Annotated in this window: 18 protein-coding genes; 11 read left to right on the top strand and 7 right to left on the bottom strand. The window is 40.7% G+C overall.

Features of this window, described 5'->3' with window-relative positions; genetic code table 11:
• Positions 1 to 2: 2 nt before the first annotated feature.
• On the bottom strand, positions 3 to 3,494 hold the full coding sequence (locus BFP71_RS13185; protein ID WP_088125023.1) for an amidohydrolase family protein: 3,492 nt from the start codon (positions 3,492 to 3,494) through the stop codon (positions 3 to 5).
• A gap of 92 nt (positions 3,495 to 3,586) precedes the next feature.
• Between BFP71_RS13185 and BFP71_RS13180 the strand changes: the two genes are divergently transcribed.
• The gene (locus tag BFP71_RS13180) at positions 3,587 to 4,609 is read left to right on the top strand and encodes a DNA/RNA non-specific endonuclease (protein ID WP_088125022.1); all 1,023 of its coding nucleotides are present in this window, start codon (positions 3,587 to 3,589) and stop codon (positions 4,607 to 4,609) included.
• A 74-nt stretch (positions 4,610 to 4,683) separates the two neighbouring features.
• Here BFP71_RS13180 and BFP71_RS13175 read toward each other — a convergent pair whose 3' ends face one another.
• The 4 genes from BFP71_RS13175 to BFP71_RS13160 all read right to left on the bottom strand — a co-directional run bounded on the left by BFP71_RS13175 (position 4,684) and on the right by BFP71_RS13160 (position 7,558).
• On the bottom strand, positions 4,684 to 5,112 hold the full coding sequence (locus BFP71_RS13175; protein WP_069835928.1) for a hypothetical protein: 429 nt from the start codon (positions 5,110 to 5,112) through the stop codon (positions 4,684 to 4,686).
• A gap of 113 nt (positions 5,113 to 5,225) precedes the next feature.
• Entirely contained in the window at positions 5,226 to 5,645 is a 420-nt protein-coding gene (locus tag BFP71_RS13170; protein ID WP_069835927.1) for a hypothetical protein, read from the bottom strand.
• Positions 5,646 to 5,787: 142 nt separating this feature from the next.
• Positions 5,788 to 6,345: a tetratricopeptide repeat protein gene (locus BFP71_RS13165; protein ID WP_176723365.1), complete on the bottom strand. Its 558-nt coding sequence runs from the start codon at positions 6,343 to 6,345 to the stop codon at positions 5,788 to 5,790.
• Between the two features lie 400 nt (positions 6,346 to 6,745).
• On the bottom strand, positions 6,746 to 7,558 hold the full coding sequence (locus tag BFP71_RS13160; RefSeq protein WP_069837072.1) for a 2,3,4,5-tetrahydropyridine-2,6-dicarboxylate N-succinyltransferase: 813 nt from the start codon (positions 7,556 to 7,558) through the stop codon (positions 6,746 to 6,748).
• A 35-nt stretch (positions 7,559 to 7,593) separates the two neighbouring features.
• Here BFP71_RS13160 and BFP71_RS13155 point away from each other — a divergent pair, with 35 nt between their 5' ends.
• From BFP71_RS13155 to BFP71_RS13125, 7 genes are all read left to right on the top strand, one after another.
• Positions 7,594 to 8,706, top strand: a complete 1,113-nt coding sequence (locus tag BFP71_RS13155; RefSeq protein WP_069835925.1) for a glycosyltransferase family protein — start codon at positions 7,594 to 7,596, stop codon at positions 8,704 to 8,706.
• Positions 8,707 to 8,862: 156 nt separating this feature from the next.
• Positions 8,863 to 9,522, top strand: a complete 660-nt coding sequence (locus BFP71_RS13150) for a metal-dependent transcriptional regulator (protein ID WP_069835924.1) — start codon at positions 8,863 to 8,865, stop codon at positions 9,520 to 9,522.
• Entirely contained in the window at positions 9,519 to 10,436 is a 918-nt protein-coding gene (locus BFP71_RS13145; protein ID WP_069835923.1) for a metal ABC transporter solute-binding protein, Zn/Mn family, read from the top strand. Before BFP71_RS13150 ends, BFP71_RS13145 begins: the two co-directional genes overlap by 4 nt.
• A 65-nt stretch (positions 10,437 to 10,501) precedes the next feature.
• A complete protein-coding gene (locus BFP71_RS13140; RefSeq protein WP_069835922.1) occupies positions 10,502 to 10,876 on the top strand; it encodes a four helix bundle protein in 375 nt (124 codons plus the stop codon).
• A complete protein-coding gene (locus BFP71_RS13135) occupies positions 10,873 to 11,664 on the top strand; it encodes a metal ABC transporter ATP-binding protein (protein ID WP_069835921.1) in 792 nt (263 codons plus the stop codon). The genes BFP71_RS13140 and BFP71_RS13135 overlap by 4 nt, the downstream gene beginning before the upstream one ends.
• A 1-nt stretch (position 11,665) precedes the next feature.
• Complete coding sequence (locus tag BFP71_RS13130) at positions 11,666 to 12,952, top strand: metal ABC transporter permease (protein ID WP_069835920.1); 1,287 nt, start codon at positions 11,666 to 11,668, stop codon at positions 12,950 to 12,952.
• Positions 12,953 to 12,979: 27 nt separating this feature from the next.
• A complete protein-coding gene (locus BFP71_RS13125; protein WP_069835919.1) occupies positions 12,980 to 13,879 on the top strand; it encodes a metal ABC transporter permease in 900 nt (299 codons plus the stop codon).
• Positions 13,880 to 13,908: 29 nt separating this feature from the next.
• On the opposite strand, the gene BFP71_RS13120 is transcribed toward BFP71_RS13125, so the two are convergent.
• Positions 13,909 to 14,499: a hypothetical protein gene (locus BFP71_RS13120; protein WP_222843485.1), complete on the bottom strand. Its 591-nt coding sequence runs from the start codon at positions 14,497 to 14,499 to the stop codon at positions 13,909 to 13,911.
• Between the two features lie 106 nt (positions 14,500 to 14,605).
• Positions 14,606 to 15,487, bottom strand: coding sequence for a LytR/AlgR family response regulator transcription factor (locus tag BFP71_RS13115; RefSeq protein ID WP_069835918.1), 882 nt, complete (start codon positions 15,485 to 15,487; stop codon positions 14,606 to 14,608).
• An 87-nt stretch (positions 15,488 to 15,574) separates the two neighbouring features.
• Between BFP71_RS13115 and mnmE the strand changes: the two genes are divergently transcribed.
• The 3 genes from mnmE to BFP71_RS13100 all read left to right on the top strand — a co-directional run bounded on the left by mnmE (position 15,575) and on the right by BFP71_RS13100 (position 19,076).
• Complete coding sequence (gene mnmE, locus BFP71_RS13110) at positions 15,575 to 16,954, top strand: tRNA uridine-5-carboxymethylaminomethyl(34) synthesis GTPase MnmE (RefSeq protein WP_069835917.1); 1,380 nt, start codon at positions 15,575 to 15,577, stop codon at positions 16,952 to 16,954.
• A gap of 207 nt (positions 16,955 to 17,161) precedes the next feature.
• The gene (locus BFP71_RS13105; protein ID WP_069835916.1) at positions 17,162 to 17,806 is read left to right on the top strand and encodes a hypothetical protein; all 645 of its coding nucleotides are present in this window, start codon (positions 17,162 to 17,164) and stop codon (positions 17,804 to 17,806) included.
• A 13-nt stretch (positions 17,807 to 17,819) separates the two neighbouring features.
• On the top strand, positions 17,820 to 19,076 hold the full coding sequence (locus BFP71_RS13100) for a hypothetical protein (RefSeq protein WP_141719760.1): 1,257 nt from the start codon (positions 17,820 to 17,822) through the stop codon (positions 19,074 to 19,076).
• Positions 19,077 to 19,084: the final 8 nt, after the last annotated feature.

The raw sequence follows: 19,084 nt of genomic DNA, 5'->3' as shown, positions 1-19,084 counted from the left end.
TTCTATTTCTTTATTCCTGGTAATCCATTTGGTTTTTCAGAGTGCCAATAGAACTTACCAGCCTTCTTTTTCCTCGGATATTCTTCGTCTAACGTGTTTGCGTTGTAAAGCCTACCATTTTTCATCACATGGCTAATGGAATTTGTATTTCTTATGTTATCCAATGGATTTGCAGTTAAAATTACCAGATCGGCCAGTTTACCAGCCTCAATAGAGCCTAAATCCTTCTCAAGGCCAATTGCCTCAGCACCATGAATAGTCGCCACTTTTAGCGCATTCATTTCCGTCATACCACCTGATGCAACAGACCACAACTCCCAATGAAATCCAAGTCCTTGTAATTGACCGTGGCTTCCTACCCCTGCAAGTCCACCAGCTTCAACAACACTATTTACATCTTTAGCAAGTTTCTGAAATGCATGTTCTTCATCCATAAACCATCCCGGTCGTCTTCTAGATTTCTGTGCTAACTCTTCATAAGGCGTAAAAAACTGCAGTTTTTTGTCGTGGTACGGATTCTCTCTTGAGTAGTAATAGTTCTCTGCCCAAGGACCACCATAGGCCACTAACAATGTCGGCGTATAGGTCATTTTAGAATCGGCCACTGTTTGAGTCACGTCCTTATAGAGTGGGTGTATCGGTAAGGCATGTTCATGACCAGGATAACCATCAATAAGGTTTGTCATATTCAATTTAAAGTCTAAGCCCCCTTCGGTAGTTGGCATAAGTTCTTGTTCTTTAGACGCTTGAATGATCCACTGACGAACCTTTCTATTTCCCGTTAAATACATTTTAATCGTCTTGGTATTATAGTACTCAGAGTACTGCCTTAGGACTTTTTTGGTTTGTTCTAAACTTTTCAGGTTGTACATCCAAAAACCGACACCTGGACCTGTTGAATAAACTCTTGGCCCTAAAATCTCTCCTGTTTCTACCATATCCGCATATGTCAGTACATCTGTCGTTGCAGTTTGCGGGTCTCTAGTAGCGGTTACACCATAAGCTAGATTGGCGGCATAGACCCAAACCTGGTTCTTGTGAATCCCCCAAGCTGGCCACATGTGTGCATGCGTATCTACCATGCCTGGGATGATCGTTTTGCCAGTCATATCGATCACTTTCGCTTTTCTAGGAACCGTTAACGAACCAGACTCTCCAACTGCTTTTATTCTGGCATTTTCAATGAGAATATCCCCGTTTTCAATCACCTGATCTCCATTCATTGTTATGATTCGCGCACCTTTAAGTAAAGCTATTCCATCAGGAATATCCTTCGTAGCGGTTATCTCGATTTTGAATTCATTTGCCTTGTAACCTTCATCCGCTTTCTTCGCCTTGTCAGCCTCCTTTTCTTCTTTTGTTTTTGCTTCCTCTTCAGCCTTCAGCTTCTCTTTCTCTTCCTTAGACATGGCTTTTTCAGCTTTCTCCTTGGCTTTCTTCGCGTTAGTCACGCTATCAGCATAGGCCTTAGCCTCTCCTAAATCATAGATAAAATGTGAGTTCCCGAGAGACCAGTGCACTTTTTTGGCATCGCTGGACCAAGCAGGAAACTCTCCTCCTATGTCAGTTAACTTCCAAGACGGAAACTGCGCCGAAGTTGGATTAGCGACTGATATTGTTGGGGTTTGCCCTAGTTTAGGCACGGTAACCACATAAATGTCATTATTGATCTGTGCCAATGCTTTATCTCCGGCTGGTGCCATCTGAATCCATGTGGCTCTAGATGGCGGATTGTTTTCCTTAGCATCTAAATCCATCGGTAGTATATCAGGTCTGCGACGTCCGATCGCATCATGATGGAAATGATCATCAGCTGGGTTTGAGCCATAAACTGTAATCCCCGTGATGGTTACATGTCTTTTTTCATCCGTTCCATCCCACCTGACGGAACTTAACCCTTGGAAACTACTCAAGTAAATCCTGTCATCACTCGACACAAAGTGTGGATTACTTCTCCCATTTGTTTTCATAATGAAGTTGATATCACCGCCATCAGCAGACATCCAAACTAAGTCTTCCGCCGATCTTGGGGCATTTGGCCCTACCGCGTCCTTCAAGTTTTGTGCACTACCTTTTGTGAAAACAAGCTTTCCATTCTTATGCCAAGCGGGCGTACCGTATATAGCTGATTCCTTTGTGAGCTTTACAGGTCTTGGCCTTCCGTCTACATTAACTTTATAGATACTTCCTCCTTCAGCATCTTCCCAAGTCACGTAAGCCAAAGATTTTCCATCAGGAGACCAAGTAGGCTGTGCCTCTGTCATCTGAGCATCGCTCAATCTATTTGGAGCTCCATCAGGCATTGTCATTACATAAAGGCGATTTAAGGAAGTGAAAGCCAGTTTAGTGCCGTCTGGTGAAGGAACGGCGTCGCGAATCTGCGTAACAATCATGTCCTTATCATCAGAAATCGGATAATCAAACTTCAACCGTGGCCCCATTGCCAATTCCATATCGACATCTAGTGGGATTTCAGTGGCTGCACCTCCTGCGATTGGGATACGATGGATTTTGCCGCCATATGAGGCCAAAAGCTCTTTAGAATCTGGTGTAAAAGTCATAGCCGGCAATACGCCAAGTGGTGCTATAGACTCTTGCTCGTCACGCTGTACAGGATAGGCCAACCATTTCTCATCTCCAGTTTTTAAGTTTCGGCGAATTAAACCCGTCTGATCTTCATATCTCGATCCATAAACCATCCATTGGCCATCTGGTGAGAGCGTTGGAGAAAAAGCAGAACCATAACGAGAGGTTATTGTGGCATTCTGGCCATTTTCGCGATCATAGACCGCAATCTGATATTGCGGCAATTGTGCGTTATAATTCCACGCACCATTTCGTCTTGAATAGTAAATATATCTGCCATCGGGACTAAATGTAGGTTCAATCGTTTTTAACCCACTTGGAGATTTAATGAGCTGGAAACCTCCACCACCATCTTTGTGGTACATGTACAACTTATGTGATCTTCGGCCTCTTGACACCACAATGTATTCTCCATCTGGAGACCACTCGGCTGACTGGAACCATTCATTTTGGCTCTTCGTAATTTGCTTTGTCTCCTCAGTCGCCAACTCCATCGTCCAGATGTTGTCGTTACCACTTCTATCGGAAGAAAAAACGATATGCTTTCCATCGGGGCTAAACCTTGGCTGAGTATCATAGGCCATACCATCTGTAATGCGCGTGGCTTTCCCACCAGCAAATGGCATGGTATAAAGGTCACCCATCATATCAAAAACAATGGTTTTGCCATCAGGACTTATATCTAGCGCTAGCCAAGTACCCTCTTTGGTATTGAATTTAATGGTACGCTCTGCCTTTAGTGGTAAATCCTTGAATTTTTCCTGACCTGTCTCGGTCGTGTCGCCATTTCCATCTTGCCAGGGCGTATAGGAGAAAAGTGAAAAAGAGGTAAAGAAAAAACACAAAAAGGCAATTAAGGCTAGTTTATGAGGACTACGCACCTGATAAACATGATCAAGACTATTCATTGGTTGATAAATTTGGGTTTAAAAAGTCATGTAATTTAATAAAATACTCATTCGTCAAAAGTCGATTTATCCTTATCATTGCAAAAAATCGAATGGCAAAAAAATCAGCTTCCAAACGTAGAGCCTCATCACGAACTCGTTATTCCAAAGGCCGAAGTAGCTCCAAAAAAGGGCTCAATCTTGGAAAATTTACGCTAGGCATGCTGATTCTGATAGTCCTTGGGTATGTAGGGTTAGCGCTGAATGAGGGTAGGCTGGTTCCCAAAGTCTTAGAGGAAATAGAGCTCCCTTCCTTCGATAATGCAGATAAGGCAGTCGAACCGACAACAACCGAAGATTCTACTACATCCACACCTGAAATAGTAGAACAAAGCGAATCAGAGACAATTGACCCTGCCAAGTATGATGACTTTGATTTGTATTTCACAGCTGCTTTCGATTTCATGTGGCCAGCGTATGAAACAGGTCAGGCCATCATAGAGCGACCATATTACACCCTTAGGTATAGTGAACCGCACGAACAAGCGATTTGGGTGGCGTACAAACTGTCAGCAGATAGTTTAAAACAAGAGAAGTTTGAGCGTAAAAATGATTTCAGAAAAGACCCTCGCGTTAGAACTGGATCTGCGACCTTGAGTGACTATAAAGGTTCTGGTTACGATCGTGGTCATCTAGCGCCCGCCGCTGATTTCTCTTATGACGAATTCGCACTTTCACAGTCTTTCTACATGAGTAATATGAGTCCTCAAGTACCAGGTTTTAATCGAGGAATTTGGAAAAACCTTGAAGAGCAGGTAAGAAATTGGGCTTCAGAACACACTGAATTATATGTAATTACGGGTCCGGTATTAAATAATAATTTAAAATCAATAGGTAAGGAAGAAGTTTCTATTCCTGAATATTACTACAAGGTAATACTGGATATTAAAAAACCTGGAATCAAGGCGATTGCCTTTTTACTAAAAAACGAAAAAAGTGCTAGCGATTTAAGCACTCACGTGGTCAGTATAGACAGAATAGAAGAGCTCACTGGACTGGACTTCTTTCCAACTATTCCCGAGGATTTAGAAAATTCATTGGAGATGAGAATTACCAAAGAATTATGGTTTGACTAGTAATCTGAAAGTTAAGCCTGAAGCACAAAAAAAGGGGAGCCAGCTGACTCCCCTTTTTCTATGTTTATCGTTTATTAATTCTCGCGCTCACCTGTGAGTTTCATTTCTAAGCCTTCAGCCTTAAGAGTTCCAGAAATCTCATCCTCATCAAACTCTAGTTCTACTTCAATTGTAGTACCATCAGCATCAACTTCACCTGTCATCGTCATTTCTTCTTCATCAAATGAAATATCTTCCATTTCAACTGTTTCATTGTCGGTGGTGTCTTCCATTGAAACTTCAAAATCGCCATCGTCATCTTTTGAAATAGTGATAATCAATTCGACTGTTTGGCCAGGTACTTCAACTTCTGCGACCCATGTACCACTTGGGTCATAAGCGATCACTTTTGAATTCTCTTTCTTAATCTCTTTAGCCTCGTTCGCTCCATTTGAGTAGGCAGGAACAGAGAGTATTAGGGCCGCAAAAAGTGCTACTCTGCAGGCTATCAATAATTTCTTCATAATAAATTACTTACGTTTCTTGTATGTATGCTGGTTAATTTCAGCTTTAATATATGCATAAAAAAGGGAGTTAAAACACTCCCTCTTTCATATTATTTGAAATAATTTCTTGCTTATTTTTTTCTTTCGGCAGTGATAGAAAGCTCATCTTCTCCGGCATATACCATGCCCTCCATAGAATCACCATCAAATTCGAACTCGAAAGCTACGCTATCACCATTAAGGTCTACAGAAGCTTCCATTACCATTTTCTCGAAGGTAATGTCTTCTAATTCCAAAGTACCATACACATCACTTTCGATCGATACTTCGAATGCACCTTCATCATTCTTAGAGATTGTCATTTCATCCTCTAAGTCACCGTCAGGAGTGCTCACTTTGTAAGTCCACACGCCTACAGGGCTATATTTATCTTGCTTAACTACCTCAATATCGGCAGTTTGTGAGATACTTTGCTGTGTTGGAAATGCCACGGCTGCCAAGAATAAAGCGGCCATTAGTAATGCTTTGGTAGTTGTTGTTAATCTTTTCATTTGAGTTTGAGTTAATAATTAGTTTTCTAATCTGATAAACAGACGCACGCAACGACTGATTAGTTGCTTCGTCGTAGCGTCCAATTTATAAACTCTAATAAAAAGTTCAAAAGGTTAGTCCCAAAGTGGAACACTCTAGTAATTATTTACAGTGCTTTGCCAAGGCTGCTTTAGCATCTTGCGCTCCAAGTGCTAATGCACGATTTAAATCATTACATGCACTGCGCTTCTTATTTTGGACAATCTTGAGCGCACCTCGGTATAAAAACGCCTCAGCATTTTTCTTATCAAAGTCGATCGCCAGGTCATAATTAGCTCTAGCTGCGTCGAAATCAGCCTTTTGGTGAAGTGATCGGCCTTTCAAGAGATATGCCATAGATTCTCTCCCATCTACTTCGATCACTTTATCAAAAAATGCAATTGCTTTGTTGAAATCCTTTTTTCCATACCAATATTGCCCCATACTCAAATTAGCATTCAGGTTATTGATATCTAGATCAAGCACTCGTGTAAAGTCCTTCCTTGCACTTTCCAAATCACCTATCTGCTCATATGCTCTACCGCGGTTGTAAATAGACTTCACATCTTTGGGTTTGGTATCGATATATTCGTTGTAAGCAACTATAGCTTCTTTGTACTTTCCAGCCTTATATAAATTGTCAGCCTCTCTAGTTACGTCGGCACCGCATGCTGTGAACATTAGCAATGCAATCAAGAGACATGTTGACTTTAAATATTTCATTTGAAATTCTCTCCTCAATAAATTCTGCGCAAATGTAGTGTTTTCACCACTATCGCAAAAACATCCTTAGTTAATTAGGATTCATCTTTTATTAACTTCTTTCTACGATCTCTTGTTCAATGAGGTTTGGTATTTACACCGTTGGCAAAATAAGAAAGAGGCCCGAAGGCCTCTTTCCGTGGAGAGGGTGAAAGAACTCCCTCATGCAAATCAAAATTTGCTTCCCAATATCAAAAACTCAAAATCCGATTGATTGGGAGCAACATATTCTCCAAAAAAATAAGACACTGAATATCAGTGCCTTATTGAAATTATCTATGTCGCAAAATTCCCATTTAGGGAATCATGACTCAAAATCTTATACCGCTACATCATTTTCACGCAGCGCATCATTTAGTGATGTCTTCTTATCTGTACTTTCTTTTCTCTTTCCAATAATTAGCGCTGCAGGTACATTATACTCTCCTGCCGGAAACTTTTTGGTGTAGCTTCCTGGAATCACTACCGCACGATCTGGTACATAACCCTTGTATTCTATCGGCTCATCACCCGTTACATCAATGACTTTAGAACTTGCTGTTAAGGTAACATTGGCGCCTAAAACTGCTTCCTTACCAATTTTCACGCCCTCAACTACAATACAGCGAGAACCAATGAACGCACCATCTTCCACAATGACTGGTGCGGCTTGCAAAGGCTCCAAAACACCGCCAATACCTACACCACCGCTTAAATGGACATTTTTACCTATTTGGGCACAACTCCCTACAGTAGCCCAAGTATCCACCATTGTGCCTTCATCTACATAAGCTCCTATATTGACATAAGAAGGCATCATAATGACACCACTACTTACATAAGCACCATACCTGGCGATCGCGTGAGGCACAACTCTAATTCCTTTTTGAGCGTACCCTTTCTTCAACTTCATTTTATCATGAAATTCAAAGGGACCCACTTCTATAGTCTGCATTTTACGAATCGGGAAATAAAGAATTACCGCTTTTTTAATCCATTCATTCACCACCCAACCATCAGCCGTCGGCTCTGCTACTCTTCTTTCTCCTCTATCTAGGTCTTCGATGATGGTTTTAATAGCTAAAATCACTTCTTTATCTTTCAATAAGCTGCGATCTTTCCATGCCCGCTCAATGATATCCCTCAATTCCATAATTGCTTCAATTTTTTTTAACTTAATGTGCACCAATGAAAAAAACCAAATTAGTCATCGCATCCTTGTTGAAACCAATTGATGACACTCGTATGCTGGATAAATTTGGGCTTTCAATCGCTGAAACAAATACATATGATGTTAATATCATAGGCTTTGATTCAAAAAATACAAGAGCGGTCGAGAACATTACTTTTCACCCTTTAAAAAGCTTTACTAGATTAAGTTTTTCCCGTCTTTTAAAGCCTTTTAAAGTATTTAGAATTTACATTAAAGTAAAACCTAAAGTAATTATTGCTAACACACATGAATTACTGATAGTTACATCTTTATACAAAATTTTATTTGGTGGCACTTTTATCTATGATATCAGAGAAAACTATGCAAAGAACATCAGAAACACGGCGGTATTCCCTGCCCCACTAAAACCATTTATTGCGGCGTGGGTAAGGCTCAAAGAATGGATTTCTAAGCCTTTCGTAGATCAATATATTTTGGCAGAGCGAGTCTATTTAAAGCAACTACCCTTTCTTAGTAAACGATCGACAATTATTGAGAACAAATACGTACCGCTTGTTACTTCACGTATAGATGATTCCAAACATCAGTCTGATCGAATATCACTTGTCTTTACAGGAACCATAGCTGATTCAAACGGGGTATTTGAAGCGATTGAGGTTACCAAGAACCTACATCGATTAAACGAGAATATCCGACTCAAAATAGTTGGATATTGTGCTCTAAAACGTGATTTAGTGAGACTGAAGGAGGAAATTAAAGATCTAGACTTTATCTCTTTAAACGGTGGAGACCACCTTGTTCCACATACTGAAATCGTAGAGGCCATTCATCAGGCAGATTTCGGTTTTGTATTTAAAAAGGCCAATAACGGCATGAATGACGAAAAGCTTCTCACAAGACTATTCGAATACACGGCGAATAAGCTACCTATACTTCTCATCAATAATCCTAATTGGATTTCTTTCTGTCAAAGCTTTAACGCAGCAGTCACAATCGACCCCTACAATTTTGTTCCAGAAGAACTTCTTAACCAATTAGAAACTACAGCATTTTATACAACAGGGGATGTTTCAGAGAGTCTCTGGAGTACAGAATCCCCCAAGCTACTGGCTATCCTAGCTGATTAATTAGTCATTTTTAGATTTGTCTAAAAAATTTATTTAATCTTGTTAACTCAATGATATTCAATTGATATGGCTTCACTTTATATGATTTAGCTATATCACATATTTTTTTTAGACTTATCTAAATACTATATTTGATTATTCAACAATGCGTACGTTATGTTTAGCTTTGCAGAGGAAAACTACCTGAAAGCCATATACCACCTTTCTGAAAATGGCCATCACCGAGTCAACACGAATGCCTTGGCCGATGAAATGCAAACTACGGCAGCTTCTGTCAGTGATATGATTGGTAAACTTTCAAAAAAGAAAGTGGTAGACTATCAAAAGTATCGTGGAGTAAAAGTATCTGACAAGGGAAAAGAAGTCGCCCTGAAAGTAATTCGCAAGCACCGCTTGTGGGAAGTGTTTCTTGTCGACAAACTCAAGTTTCATTGGGATGAGGTCCACGAGATCGCCGAGCAATTAGAACATATTAAATCTCCCCTACTCATCAGCCGGCTAGACGAATTCCTTGGTTTCCCAAAACACGATCCGCATGGAGATCCTATTCCTGACGAAAACGGCGTATTCACTACGGTGAAAAAAATCCAGTTGTCTATGCTAGATATCGGTACACCTTGTCAAGTGGTTACGGTAAACGATTCTGGCAACTCTTTCCTAAAGTATTTGGACAAAGTTGGGATTACCATTGGCACTAAAATCAGCATAGATGATAAAAACGACTTTGATGGTTCGATAGACATTACCATTAACCAAAACAAAAGCATAACCATTTCTCAAACGGCAGCAGAAAACATCTTGGTAACTAACCTATGAAAAACGCACTAATCTTATTCATCTGCAGCATATTCCTGCTTTCCTGCGGTAAAGACAGTCAAACTACGAACGGTACAGGTAAACTTGCCGTAGTCGCCACTACCGGCATGATTGCTGACATCGTAAGGAACGTCGGGAAGGACTCTGTAACGGTGACCGCCCTTATGGGGCCAGGTGTTGATCCACATCTTTACAAAGCCACTCAAGGCGATTTAGGTAGACTCAGAAAAGCGGACGTAATATTCTATAACGGCCTTCATTTAGAGGGTAAAATGGGCGAAGTTTTCGAAAAACTCGAACGCATAAAGACAGTCGTACCGATTGCAAGAGCTATTGAAAAATCAAATTTGATAGACAATCCAGTTTTTGAGGGATCATATGACCCACACATCTGGTTTGATGTTAGTCTATGGCTTTCGACCATAAAAGAAGTGACATCAACCCTCAGCAGTGCCGATCCTGAGAGCAAATCCTACTACGAAAAGAATGCTCAGGCATATGAAGAAACACTGGCAGCCTTACACCAATGGGTAATTACAGAAGTTCAGAAAATCCCTGAAGATAAAAGGCTAATGGTAACTGCCCACGATGCTTTTAGCTATTTCGGCAGAGCCTATAACATTGAAGTTCGCGGTCTTCAAGGCATATCGACATTATCGGAATTTGGGCTAAAAGACAGAGTTGACCTTGTCAATTTCATTGTAGAGCGAAAGGTTAAGGCCGTTTTTGTAGAAACTTCGGTCTCCGAAAAGAACATTAACGCTATTGTAGAAGGGTGTAGGCAAAAAGGCCATGAAGTAATGATTGGAGGCAACCTCTTTTCGGATGCTATGGGCGCCGAGGGCACACCGGGCGGTGATTATATCGGCATGGTAAAAACGAATGTAACAACAATAGTAAATGCATTAAAGTAGACTAGGCATTGGGTTATTAGGATTTTGGGTGATTGGGCTATTAGGAGGTTAGTAAAAAGTGTAAGATGAGAGATTTTAAACAACTTGAGGTATGGAAAAGAGGCCATAACATGGCTTTAAGCGTGTTTAAAATGACTTCAGTATTTCCTAGTAATGAAAAGTTTGGGCTGGTGTCTCAAATGAGAAGAAGCTCCCAATCCATACCTACTAACCTAGCTGAGGGATGTGGTAGAGAGAGTCAAAAGGAACTCGTCAGATTTTGCAATATCGGCATGGGTTCAGCCTCTGAATTAGAATATCAGTTACTCCTGATTAAGGACCTAGAATTTATAACAACCGATGAATATGAGCAATCCATTGATGAATTAGTAATTCTAAAGAAGCAGCTAAACGCATTTATCCAATATTTAAAGACCCAAACACCAAATTTCCAATCATGAAACTAGAAGCAAAAGATCCTGTCGTTGAATTTCATGATTTAACGGTGGCATATCAAAAGAAGCCAGTTCTCTGGAATATAGATATGACCTTGCCCAAAGGGGCACTCATTGGCATTATTGGACCAAATGGTGCAGGTAAGTCCACACTCATCAAAGCTGCCATGGGTTTGCTTCCATTAGGATCTGGTTATGTAAAGATGTTTGACCAGCCACTCGATCAAGTGCGGCATAAGGTTAGTTATGTTCCTCAACGAGAAACCGTAGACTGGGACTTCCCTACCTCGGTTTTGGATGTGGTATTGATGGGTAGATACGCTAAACTTGGCCTTTTAACCCGACCACGGAAAGCCGATAAAGAAATGGCCATGAACTGCTTGAGAAAGGTGGGAATGGAAGCCTATACAAGCCGACAAATCTCGCAACTATCAGGAGGGCAACAACAGCGCGTGTTCTTGGCCAGAGCACTGGCACAAGAAGCTGATTTATATTTTATGGATGAACCATTCGCTGGAGTAGATGCCGCCACAGAAGCCGCAATTCTTGCGATTATGCAAGAAATGACCTCAAAAGGCAAAACAGTTGTTGTGGTACATCACGATTTACAATCCGCAGCAGAATTCTTCGACTGGATCATCTTGTTAAACATGCGGCTTGTCGCTTCTGGCCCCATCGACAAGGTTTTTAACAATGAGCTACTGCAAGAAACTTACGGCGGTAAACTAACCGTTTTGGCCGAAGTGGGAGAATTAGTGAGAAAAAGACAAGTACCAAGCCGAGAGAAATATTAGGATGGATACCTTCATAGAATTCTTTTCTTTTAGTGACCCCAGTATCGTTTCTGTGGTAATCGGAGCCGTTTTGTTGACAGCTTCCTCGGCCGTGGTGGGAACCTTCACTTTTCTGAAAAAGAAAGCTTTGGTTGGCGATGCTGTAGCGCATGCTGTTCTTCCGGGTATTTGTCTCGCGTTTATCTTATCAGGTACAAAAAATCCTATTTGGATGATTATTGGAGCATTTATCACAGGTTGGCTGTCGCTCGTTATTATCGATCATATTACTACCAAATCCAAAATCAAAGAAGATACAGCCATCGCGTTGATCCTTTCCGTTTTCTTTGGTGTAGGCATCCTAATGCTCACAAACATTCAACATTCTGGCAACGCCAACCAGACTGGGTTAGATTCCTTTTTATTTGGTAAGGCGGCGGCTTTAGTTGGACAAGATCTCATAATTTTTGCCGTGGTCGCGCTTATTCTAATTGTGACGGTGGCCTTGTTCTTCAAAGAACTCAAACTGATCGCCTTTGACAGTCACTACGCAAAAGCCCTTGGAATTCCAGTTAAGCATCTAGACTTACTCCTAACCTCTCTGACGGTTCTGGCTGTTGTCACTGGGATTCAGGCAGTTGGTGTTGTTTTAATGGCTGCTATGTTGATTACTCCAGCCGCTGCGGCTAGGTTTTGGACCAATGACGTACTTAAAATGACGATGATTGCCGCTATTCTGGGTGGACTTTCTGGTTTATCGGGTGCTTATGTCAGTTTCGTTGCGCCCTCTATGCCTACAGGCCCTTGGATAGTCATCATTATTTCGGTACTCGCGATCGTATCCTTTTTTATCGCACCGAAAAGGGGAATTCTAGCACGATCGGTACAACAAAACAAATTGAAGCAACAAATCCTTGATGAAAACCTACTGAAAGAGCTTTATCATCTGGGTGAAAAAGATGATGACTTTTACCGTGGCAGAACTGTCGAAGCTTTGATCGAGGAGCGTTATTTCCCTAAACAATCACTCAAAATTGGACTTAGGCGTCTAAAAAGACAGGGGTTTCTAAGCCAACGTGACGGCAAATGGTGCTATACCGAGGCTGGTAAACTGAAAGGGCAACGGGTCGTAAAATTGCACAGACTGTGGGAGTTATACCTCTCTAAATACATGAAAATTGCCCCGGATCACGTGCATGAAGATGCCGAAACCATTGAACATATTATTACTCCTGAGATAGAAATGGAATTGGAGCGAATGCTTGAATACCCTGAATTAGACCCACATAAAGAGAAAATACCTTACTAAGGATGATCATTAACTAATCAAAACCAGATGGATGCACTTTATATCATACTCACCTCTTCCCTATTCGCTATAGCTTGCGGATTGTTAGGGTGTTTTCTGGTGCTTAGAAAAATGGCCATGGTGGGCGATGCTATTTCGCATGCCGTCCTTCCGGGCATTGTGATCGCCTTTTTGTTCACAGGCACTAGAGATTCCTTCGAAATGATCATCGGTGCTGGCCTATTGGGTATTTTCAGTACTTTTTTGATCGAATTCTTCCACAAAAGGGCAAAACTCCAAACGGATGCCTCGATCGGCGTCACTTTTACCTCACTTTTCGCCTTGGGTGTTATTCTCATATCAGTTTTTGCAGGTCAAGTAGATTTAGATCAGGAATGCGTGCTTTATGGTGAGATTGCCTACGTGCCGATCGATTTATGGATTACCGATTCTGGGACAAATCTTGGCCCAAGGGCACTCTACATTTCTTCTATCACGCTTATTTTGATCATTCTATTTATACGAATTGGCTTTAAGCAACTTTACATCACCACTTTTGACCCAGCTTTTGCCGCTACCACAGGCGTTTCTGTAGCCTTATGGAATTACCTGCTTATGGGATCGGTTTCTATGACGACTGTGGCAGCCTTTGATTCCGTTGGGGCTATTTTAGTCGTTGCCCTGATGGTTGCCCCACCTGCAACAGCTTATTTACTGACGGACAACTTCAAGAAGATGCTATTGATTACGTCCATCATAGCGATCGTGATAAGCATCTTGGGTTACTATTTAGCGGTAATGCTAGACGGATCGATAGCAGGTGCTGTGGTAACCGTAGCTGGTATAATTTTCGGAATAGTGTATCTATTTTCGCCAAGTAATGGCATTCTCTTTAAGCGGATGGCACAAAAAAGAGAAGCCAAAAACCTAGCGCAAAAAACTGCTTAAAAAAGCTCATCTTCCATTCGATTATACTGCTATGGATTACGCTTTTTGCAGGTGATCTTCCAAAGTGGAAAACTGATTGTTTCATCTTTATCGACCCACTCCCCGATCCAATTGAACCCAGTTTTGCTCATTTCCGAAAATGTAATCCGATAGTTTCCAGGCGTTCCATTTGGTGCTGGTGAATCTCGGTAAAGGACGATTTTATTTTCTTCCTTTTTCAAACCGCCTTCCCAACTTGGCAGCGTAGCAGGTGTGCCCGACGTGGCATAATAATGCACATGCCATCGTGCGCTATCGGCATTATATTGTCTAATACTTCCCGAATGACTGCCATCGGCTTTAATAGTTTCATCTTGCACCGCCATACCATTCATAATGTATTTAAATGTCCAAGTCATGGCAATGGGTTCAGCCCAAGTCTGATCTTGATTTCGACTTGTGGACTGACAATCACATGTTCCAATTAAATCTGCATAATCCTTGATTTGGCTAGGTGCTTTTGGGTTAGGCAAACCGAAAGGGTTCTTCTCACTCACCACATAGGCCGAATAATCTTGTGCGAAAATTATAGTGGAAGCAAAAAATAGAATGATTAAAAATGTATTCCTTCTCAATGTCATAGTATTTGAATTTTGACACAACAAATACCACAATAGAGCAGAAACCAACTGTTTTGCAGTAAGAGAAGGACTTAATGCAGGGAATTAAACTGACCAACTGAAACTATTAAGCCAAATTGAGTTGGTTTCGGAAAGCCTTTACGCGCGATTGTGCGATAGGGAGTTCTGATCCATCACTTAACTTTACCAATGGGTTATTTCCCAATTGATACTCCACAATACAATCCAGGTTAACGATCGCCTTACGATGAACTCTCAAAAATTTAGTGGATGGCAATTTTTGCTCGAAAGCTTTGAGCGAGCTTCTTAGGGTGTGGACAGCTCCCTCGTTATCATGAATTTTGACACAATAATCATCTGCTTCCAACCATTGAATCACATTTTCCGATATCAATCGAATTCGATTTCCAGTTTTCACTTCTATCACCAAAGATTCCTCGCTCAATTGACCTTTTTCAAGTTCTTGATAAAGTGACTCATTGGCCATTTTCAATTCTCCCACTTGCCTTATGGTGACCTCCAGAATATCCCGATTCTTAAAATATTCGACTAATAGAACGAGCATGATCAGTGCTACCAGAATAATCGGTGCTTTATGGAAAAAATAGAACTCAAATACTTCTGGAAAAACTGTCCAAAAATCAGCTTGTACTGCCTGATTAGTCAGCGTTATGAGTGTTAAATTGAGTAATAATGCAACAAATATGGAGATTGATTGAAGGGTTAAATGTTTTCCTCTGTTTTCCTTAATGGGAAAACGGTTTGTCAAAAGCACCAATGGAATAGCGACACCTCCCCAAATGAGCCATCGGTATAGCCCACCTTGCAATACATCCCAAAATCCAAGGTCTGAAGGCACACCATTATTGAAATTATTGGTATAAAAGAGTTGCTGAAACGACTCAAATACGATGAAAATCGCAAAACAAATCAGCGTCAGTAAAAGTGATTGAAAGTGCTTTTTGAGCCAGTTTAAAAAGTTCGCCATAGCATTGGTTTTATATAGCCTACGATAATAAGGAATTTAAGATATCGGAATCATAAGTGACAAAGTTTTCCCCTTATCTTTGCGCCTATGCATGACTTGGCCCATAATGAAGACACAATTATTGCCCTAGCAACGCCTCAAGGCATAGGTGCTATTGGGGTAATTAGGCTTAGTGGTCAATCTTCCATTAGCTTGGTTAATAAAGTATTTAAGGGAAAAGACCTTGAGCGCCAAGAGAGCCATACGATCCATTTTGGGACGATTCGCGATGGTGATAAAATTCTGGATGAGGTTTTAGTGTCGCTTTTTATTGCCCCAAAGTCATTTACCAAGGAAAACGTGGTCGAGATTTCATGTCACGGATCAAATTTCATCATCCGACAGGTTATTCAGGTCTTTATTCGTAAAGGTGCTAGGCCCGCCAAACCCGGGGAATTCACCAAGCGTGCCTTTATGAATGGCCAGTTCGATTTAGCGCAAGCCGAAGCCGTGGCCGACTTGATAAATGCCGATTCTGAAGCAGCCCATCATGCCGCTTTGAATCAAATGCGTGGTGGTTTTTCAGGTGAAATCAAGCATTTGCGTGAAGAACTTATCCATTTCGCCTCCATGATTGAGTTGGAATTGGATTTTGGAGAAGAAGACGTTGAATTTGCGAGTCGCGAAGACTTGAAAAAATTGGTCAACCGCTTACTTGAGGTAATTAACGCCTTGATCCATTCCTTTGATTTAGGTAACGTAATCAAGAATGGCGTACCGACCGTAATCGCTGGAAAACCTAATGCTGGAAAATCCACCCTACTCAATGCCTTACTAAACGAAGAAAAGGCTATAGTTTCGGATATAGCGGGTACGACAAGGGATTTTATTGAAGATGAGTTAATTATTGGTGGCGTAGCCTTCAGGTTTATCGATACGGCGGGTCTTCGTGAAACAAAGGATACCATTGAAGCCATTGGTGTAGAGCGCACGCAGGCTAAAATGAAACAAGCTTCCTTGATCATTTACTTATTTGATTTGGCCGATACTAGTACGGTAGAGATGAACAAAGAAATCAATCGGCTCGAAAATACTGGTGTTCCTTTCCTAAAACTGGGCAATAAATTAGATAAGGTAGATGACACTTTGGTAGAAAGTTTACAGTCGCAACACCCCGATATGCTTTTCCTTTCTGCCAAAGAGCCTGAGCAAGTCGAAATCCTCAAGGAAAGAATTCTTGAACTTGTAAACCTTGACAAATTCAAACGTGGCGATACGGTGGTGACTAATATCCGACATTACGACTCCCTCCTACAAACCAAAAACTCCCTAGAAGCAGTGATCAATGGTATTGATGGATCAGTTACGAACGACTTTGTGGCTATGGACATCCGTCGCGCCCTGCACTATCTTGGCGAAATCACTGGAGAAATCACCACTGATGATTTGCTAGCAAATATTTTCTCGAAGTTTTGTATTGGGAAGTAATGCCTAAGGTAAATTTATTTACCAAATAACGGGTATTTACTCTCTAGGAGGCCCAATAAGCTGCAGTACCTTCTGAAGGTACTCCCCGTAGCGGAGAAGCCATCATTCCCTCTCGATTAAAATCACTATAAATAGTGAATCCAAAGTACCGTAGTTAGTGACAAGCTTCTTTTGGGCAATTAAGACATTTGAGAAAAAGTACTCAAGATGTCTAAAATAATATTCTCTATATGCCTTATTGTTTTCTCTCCCTTGATCCTAGTAGGCAAGTCACAAACTTGCGATTCATGCCAGGTCAGCGTTTCTGACTATTATAAAAACCTAGAAAAGGATCTTAAAAAAAGCCTGAAGTTACTGGAAGACACTAAAAAGGCCTTTGAAACTTATAAAGAAGAACAATCCAAAGAAGTTGATGGACTCTATTACAAACTAGATTCCTTGAGTCAACGTGAGCAATTCAGCTACTTCTATAATTCTCATGTGGGCACAAGATTTCGTCACATGGCATGGCTCGCATTTGCTTTGCCGCTAGGACTTTTAATCGGAGCTTTCTTCTTAGGTAAAAGAATCGCGCCAAACTTCGATTTCAAAAGGGCATTATCAGAGATCAAAATTATCAATAATAAGGACCATGAAATTGAAAGTACCAGTAGGCTCATTGCATTTCTATCCGGAGCCATTGCGATAGTCCTCTCTCTTACAATTATAGTATTTACGCTCTTTATATATCTCACCACGGGTATCATGACAGAATTTGATGTCCTAGTTGACCCCCTACTCGCCTTGGGAATTGGAGTAGTTCCTTACTCCATCAATAGAGTAACTGGCGCATTTAAAAATAACAACACATAACCTTAATAAAACGATGAAAAAGTTAATACCTCTTTTACTCATACTATTCATTTCAATGTCAGTTTTGGCGCAGAGTCCTAAGACTTATATATCCATTAATGGCAGCGACCATGTTGAATACATTGGACAAAAATTTAAACTAAAGCAAGGAGATCAAGTCGAGTTTTTACTCCATGCCAATCCGTTCCTATATGACATAGAGCTAGGTTTGGAATCGATCAAATATGAGTTCGATATTCCTGACATTATACAACAGAATTTCTTTGAAGCTGAAGAAGAAGCTGAGGTTGAAAAAACTCTTATGCAATTGGAATCGCTAGCCACTCGAAATTCAATTAAAGATGAAGTAGTCAAAATAAAAAATGCACTAGGGATCATTTCAAACATTAAATCAGCGGCAACAGCCTTTGACTATATGGTGCAAAATGACAACGTAGATATTGAAGACATTCTTGATCAAAAGCAAGGGATTATTTTCGAGAAATTCAGGTTTAGTTGTAACGAAGCTCAAGACTGTTCACTTTTTATTCTCAACCAACTAAACTCTACTAAGTCGGAATTGAAGAACTCTTTAGAGATTGTCCTCGATCAATTAAACGATAATCTTCAAATTCGAATCTTATCCCACACCCTCGATTTTGACCAGATTGAAGGCCAGATTAAGGAGTTTGTCAAATACTATAGATCTATAACCCCCGATAGATTCTACGTTTCAAAGCGCGTTCAAGATGTAAGAGGCGATGAGTTAAAAATAAAATATAGTCTCAAACCAAAAGAGGGATTGACTATTACTCCCATTTATCCAGAACAGACGGATTCCATCAGCTTTAATGTTAGATCAAATTTCAAAATAAGCTTTAGTTCAGGGATATTCTTAAGTGGATTAAGTGATTACGAGTATACGACACAAGCCTTCACTGATGGTAACAACAACGTGCTTAATCAAATCGCTCTTAAAAATGACAACGACACTGATATTAACCTCGGAGGTTTAATTCATGTACATTCTGATAATGGAGGATTCATAAATCCAACATTAAGTGTCGGTGCTATGATCAACGATAATGAAAATATCCGCTACCTGGTTGGTGGAGGATTAATCTTTGGCAGACAACAGCGCTTGATTCTTAATGGAGGCCTAGCATTTGGTAAAGTCGAACGACTAGCTAGTAATCAATCAATCGGAGATCAAGTAGCAAGTTTTGATGAAGTACAAATTGTCAAACAGTCCAAATCCAGCTTCTTCATTGGGTTTTCATATAACTTCTAAGCGAATCA

Origin of the sequence: Roseivirga misakiensis (genome assembly GCF_001747105.1) — a bacterium.
In the GTDB taxonomy this organism is placed as follows: Bacteria; Bacteroidota; Bacteroidia; order Cytophagales; family Cyclobacteriaceae; genus Roseivirga; species Roseivirga misakiensis.
This window is presented reverse-complemented; position numbering and strand designations above follow the sequence as displayed.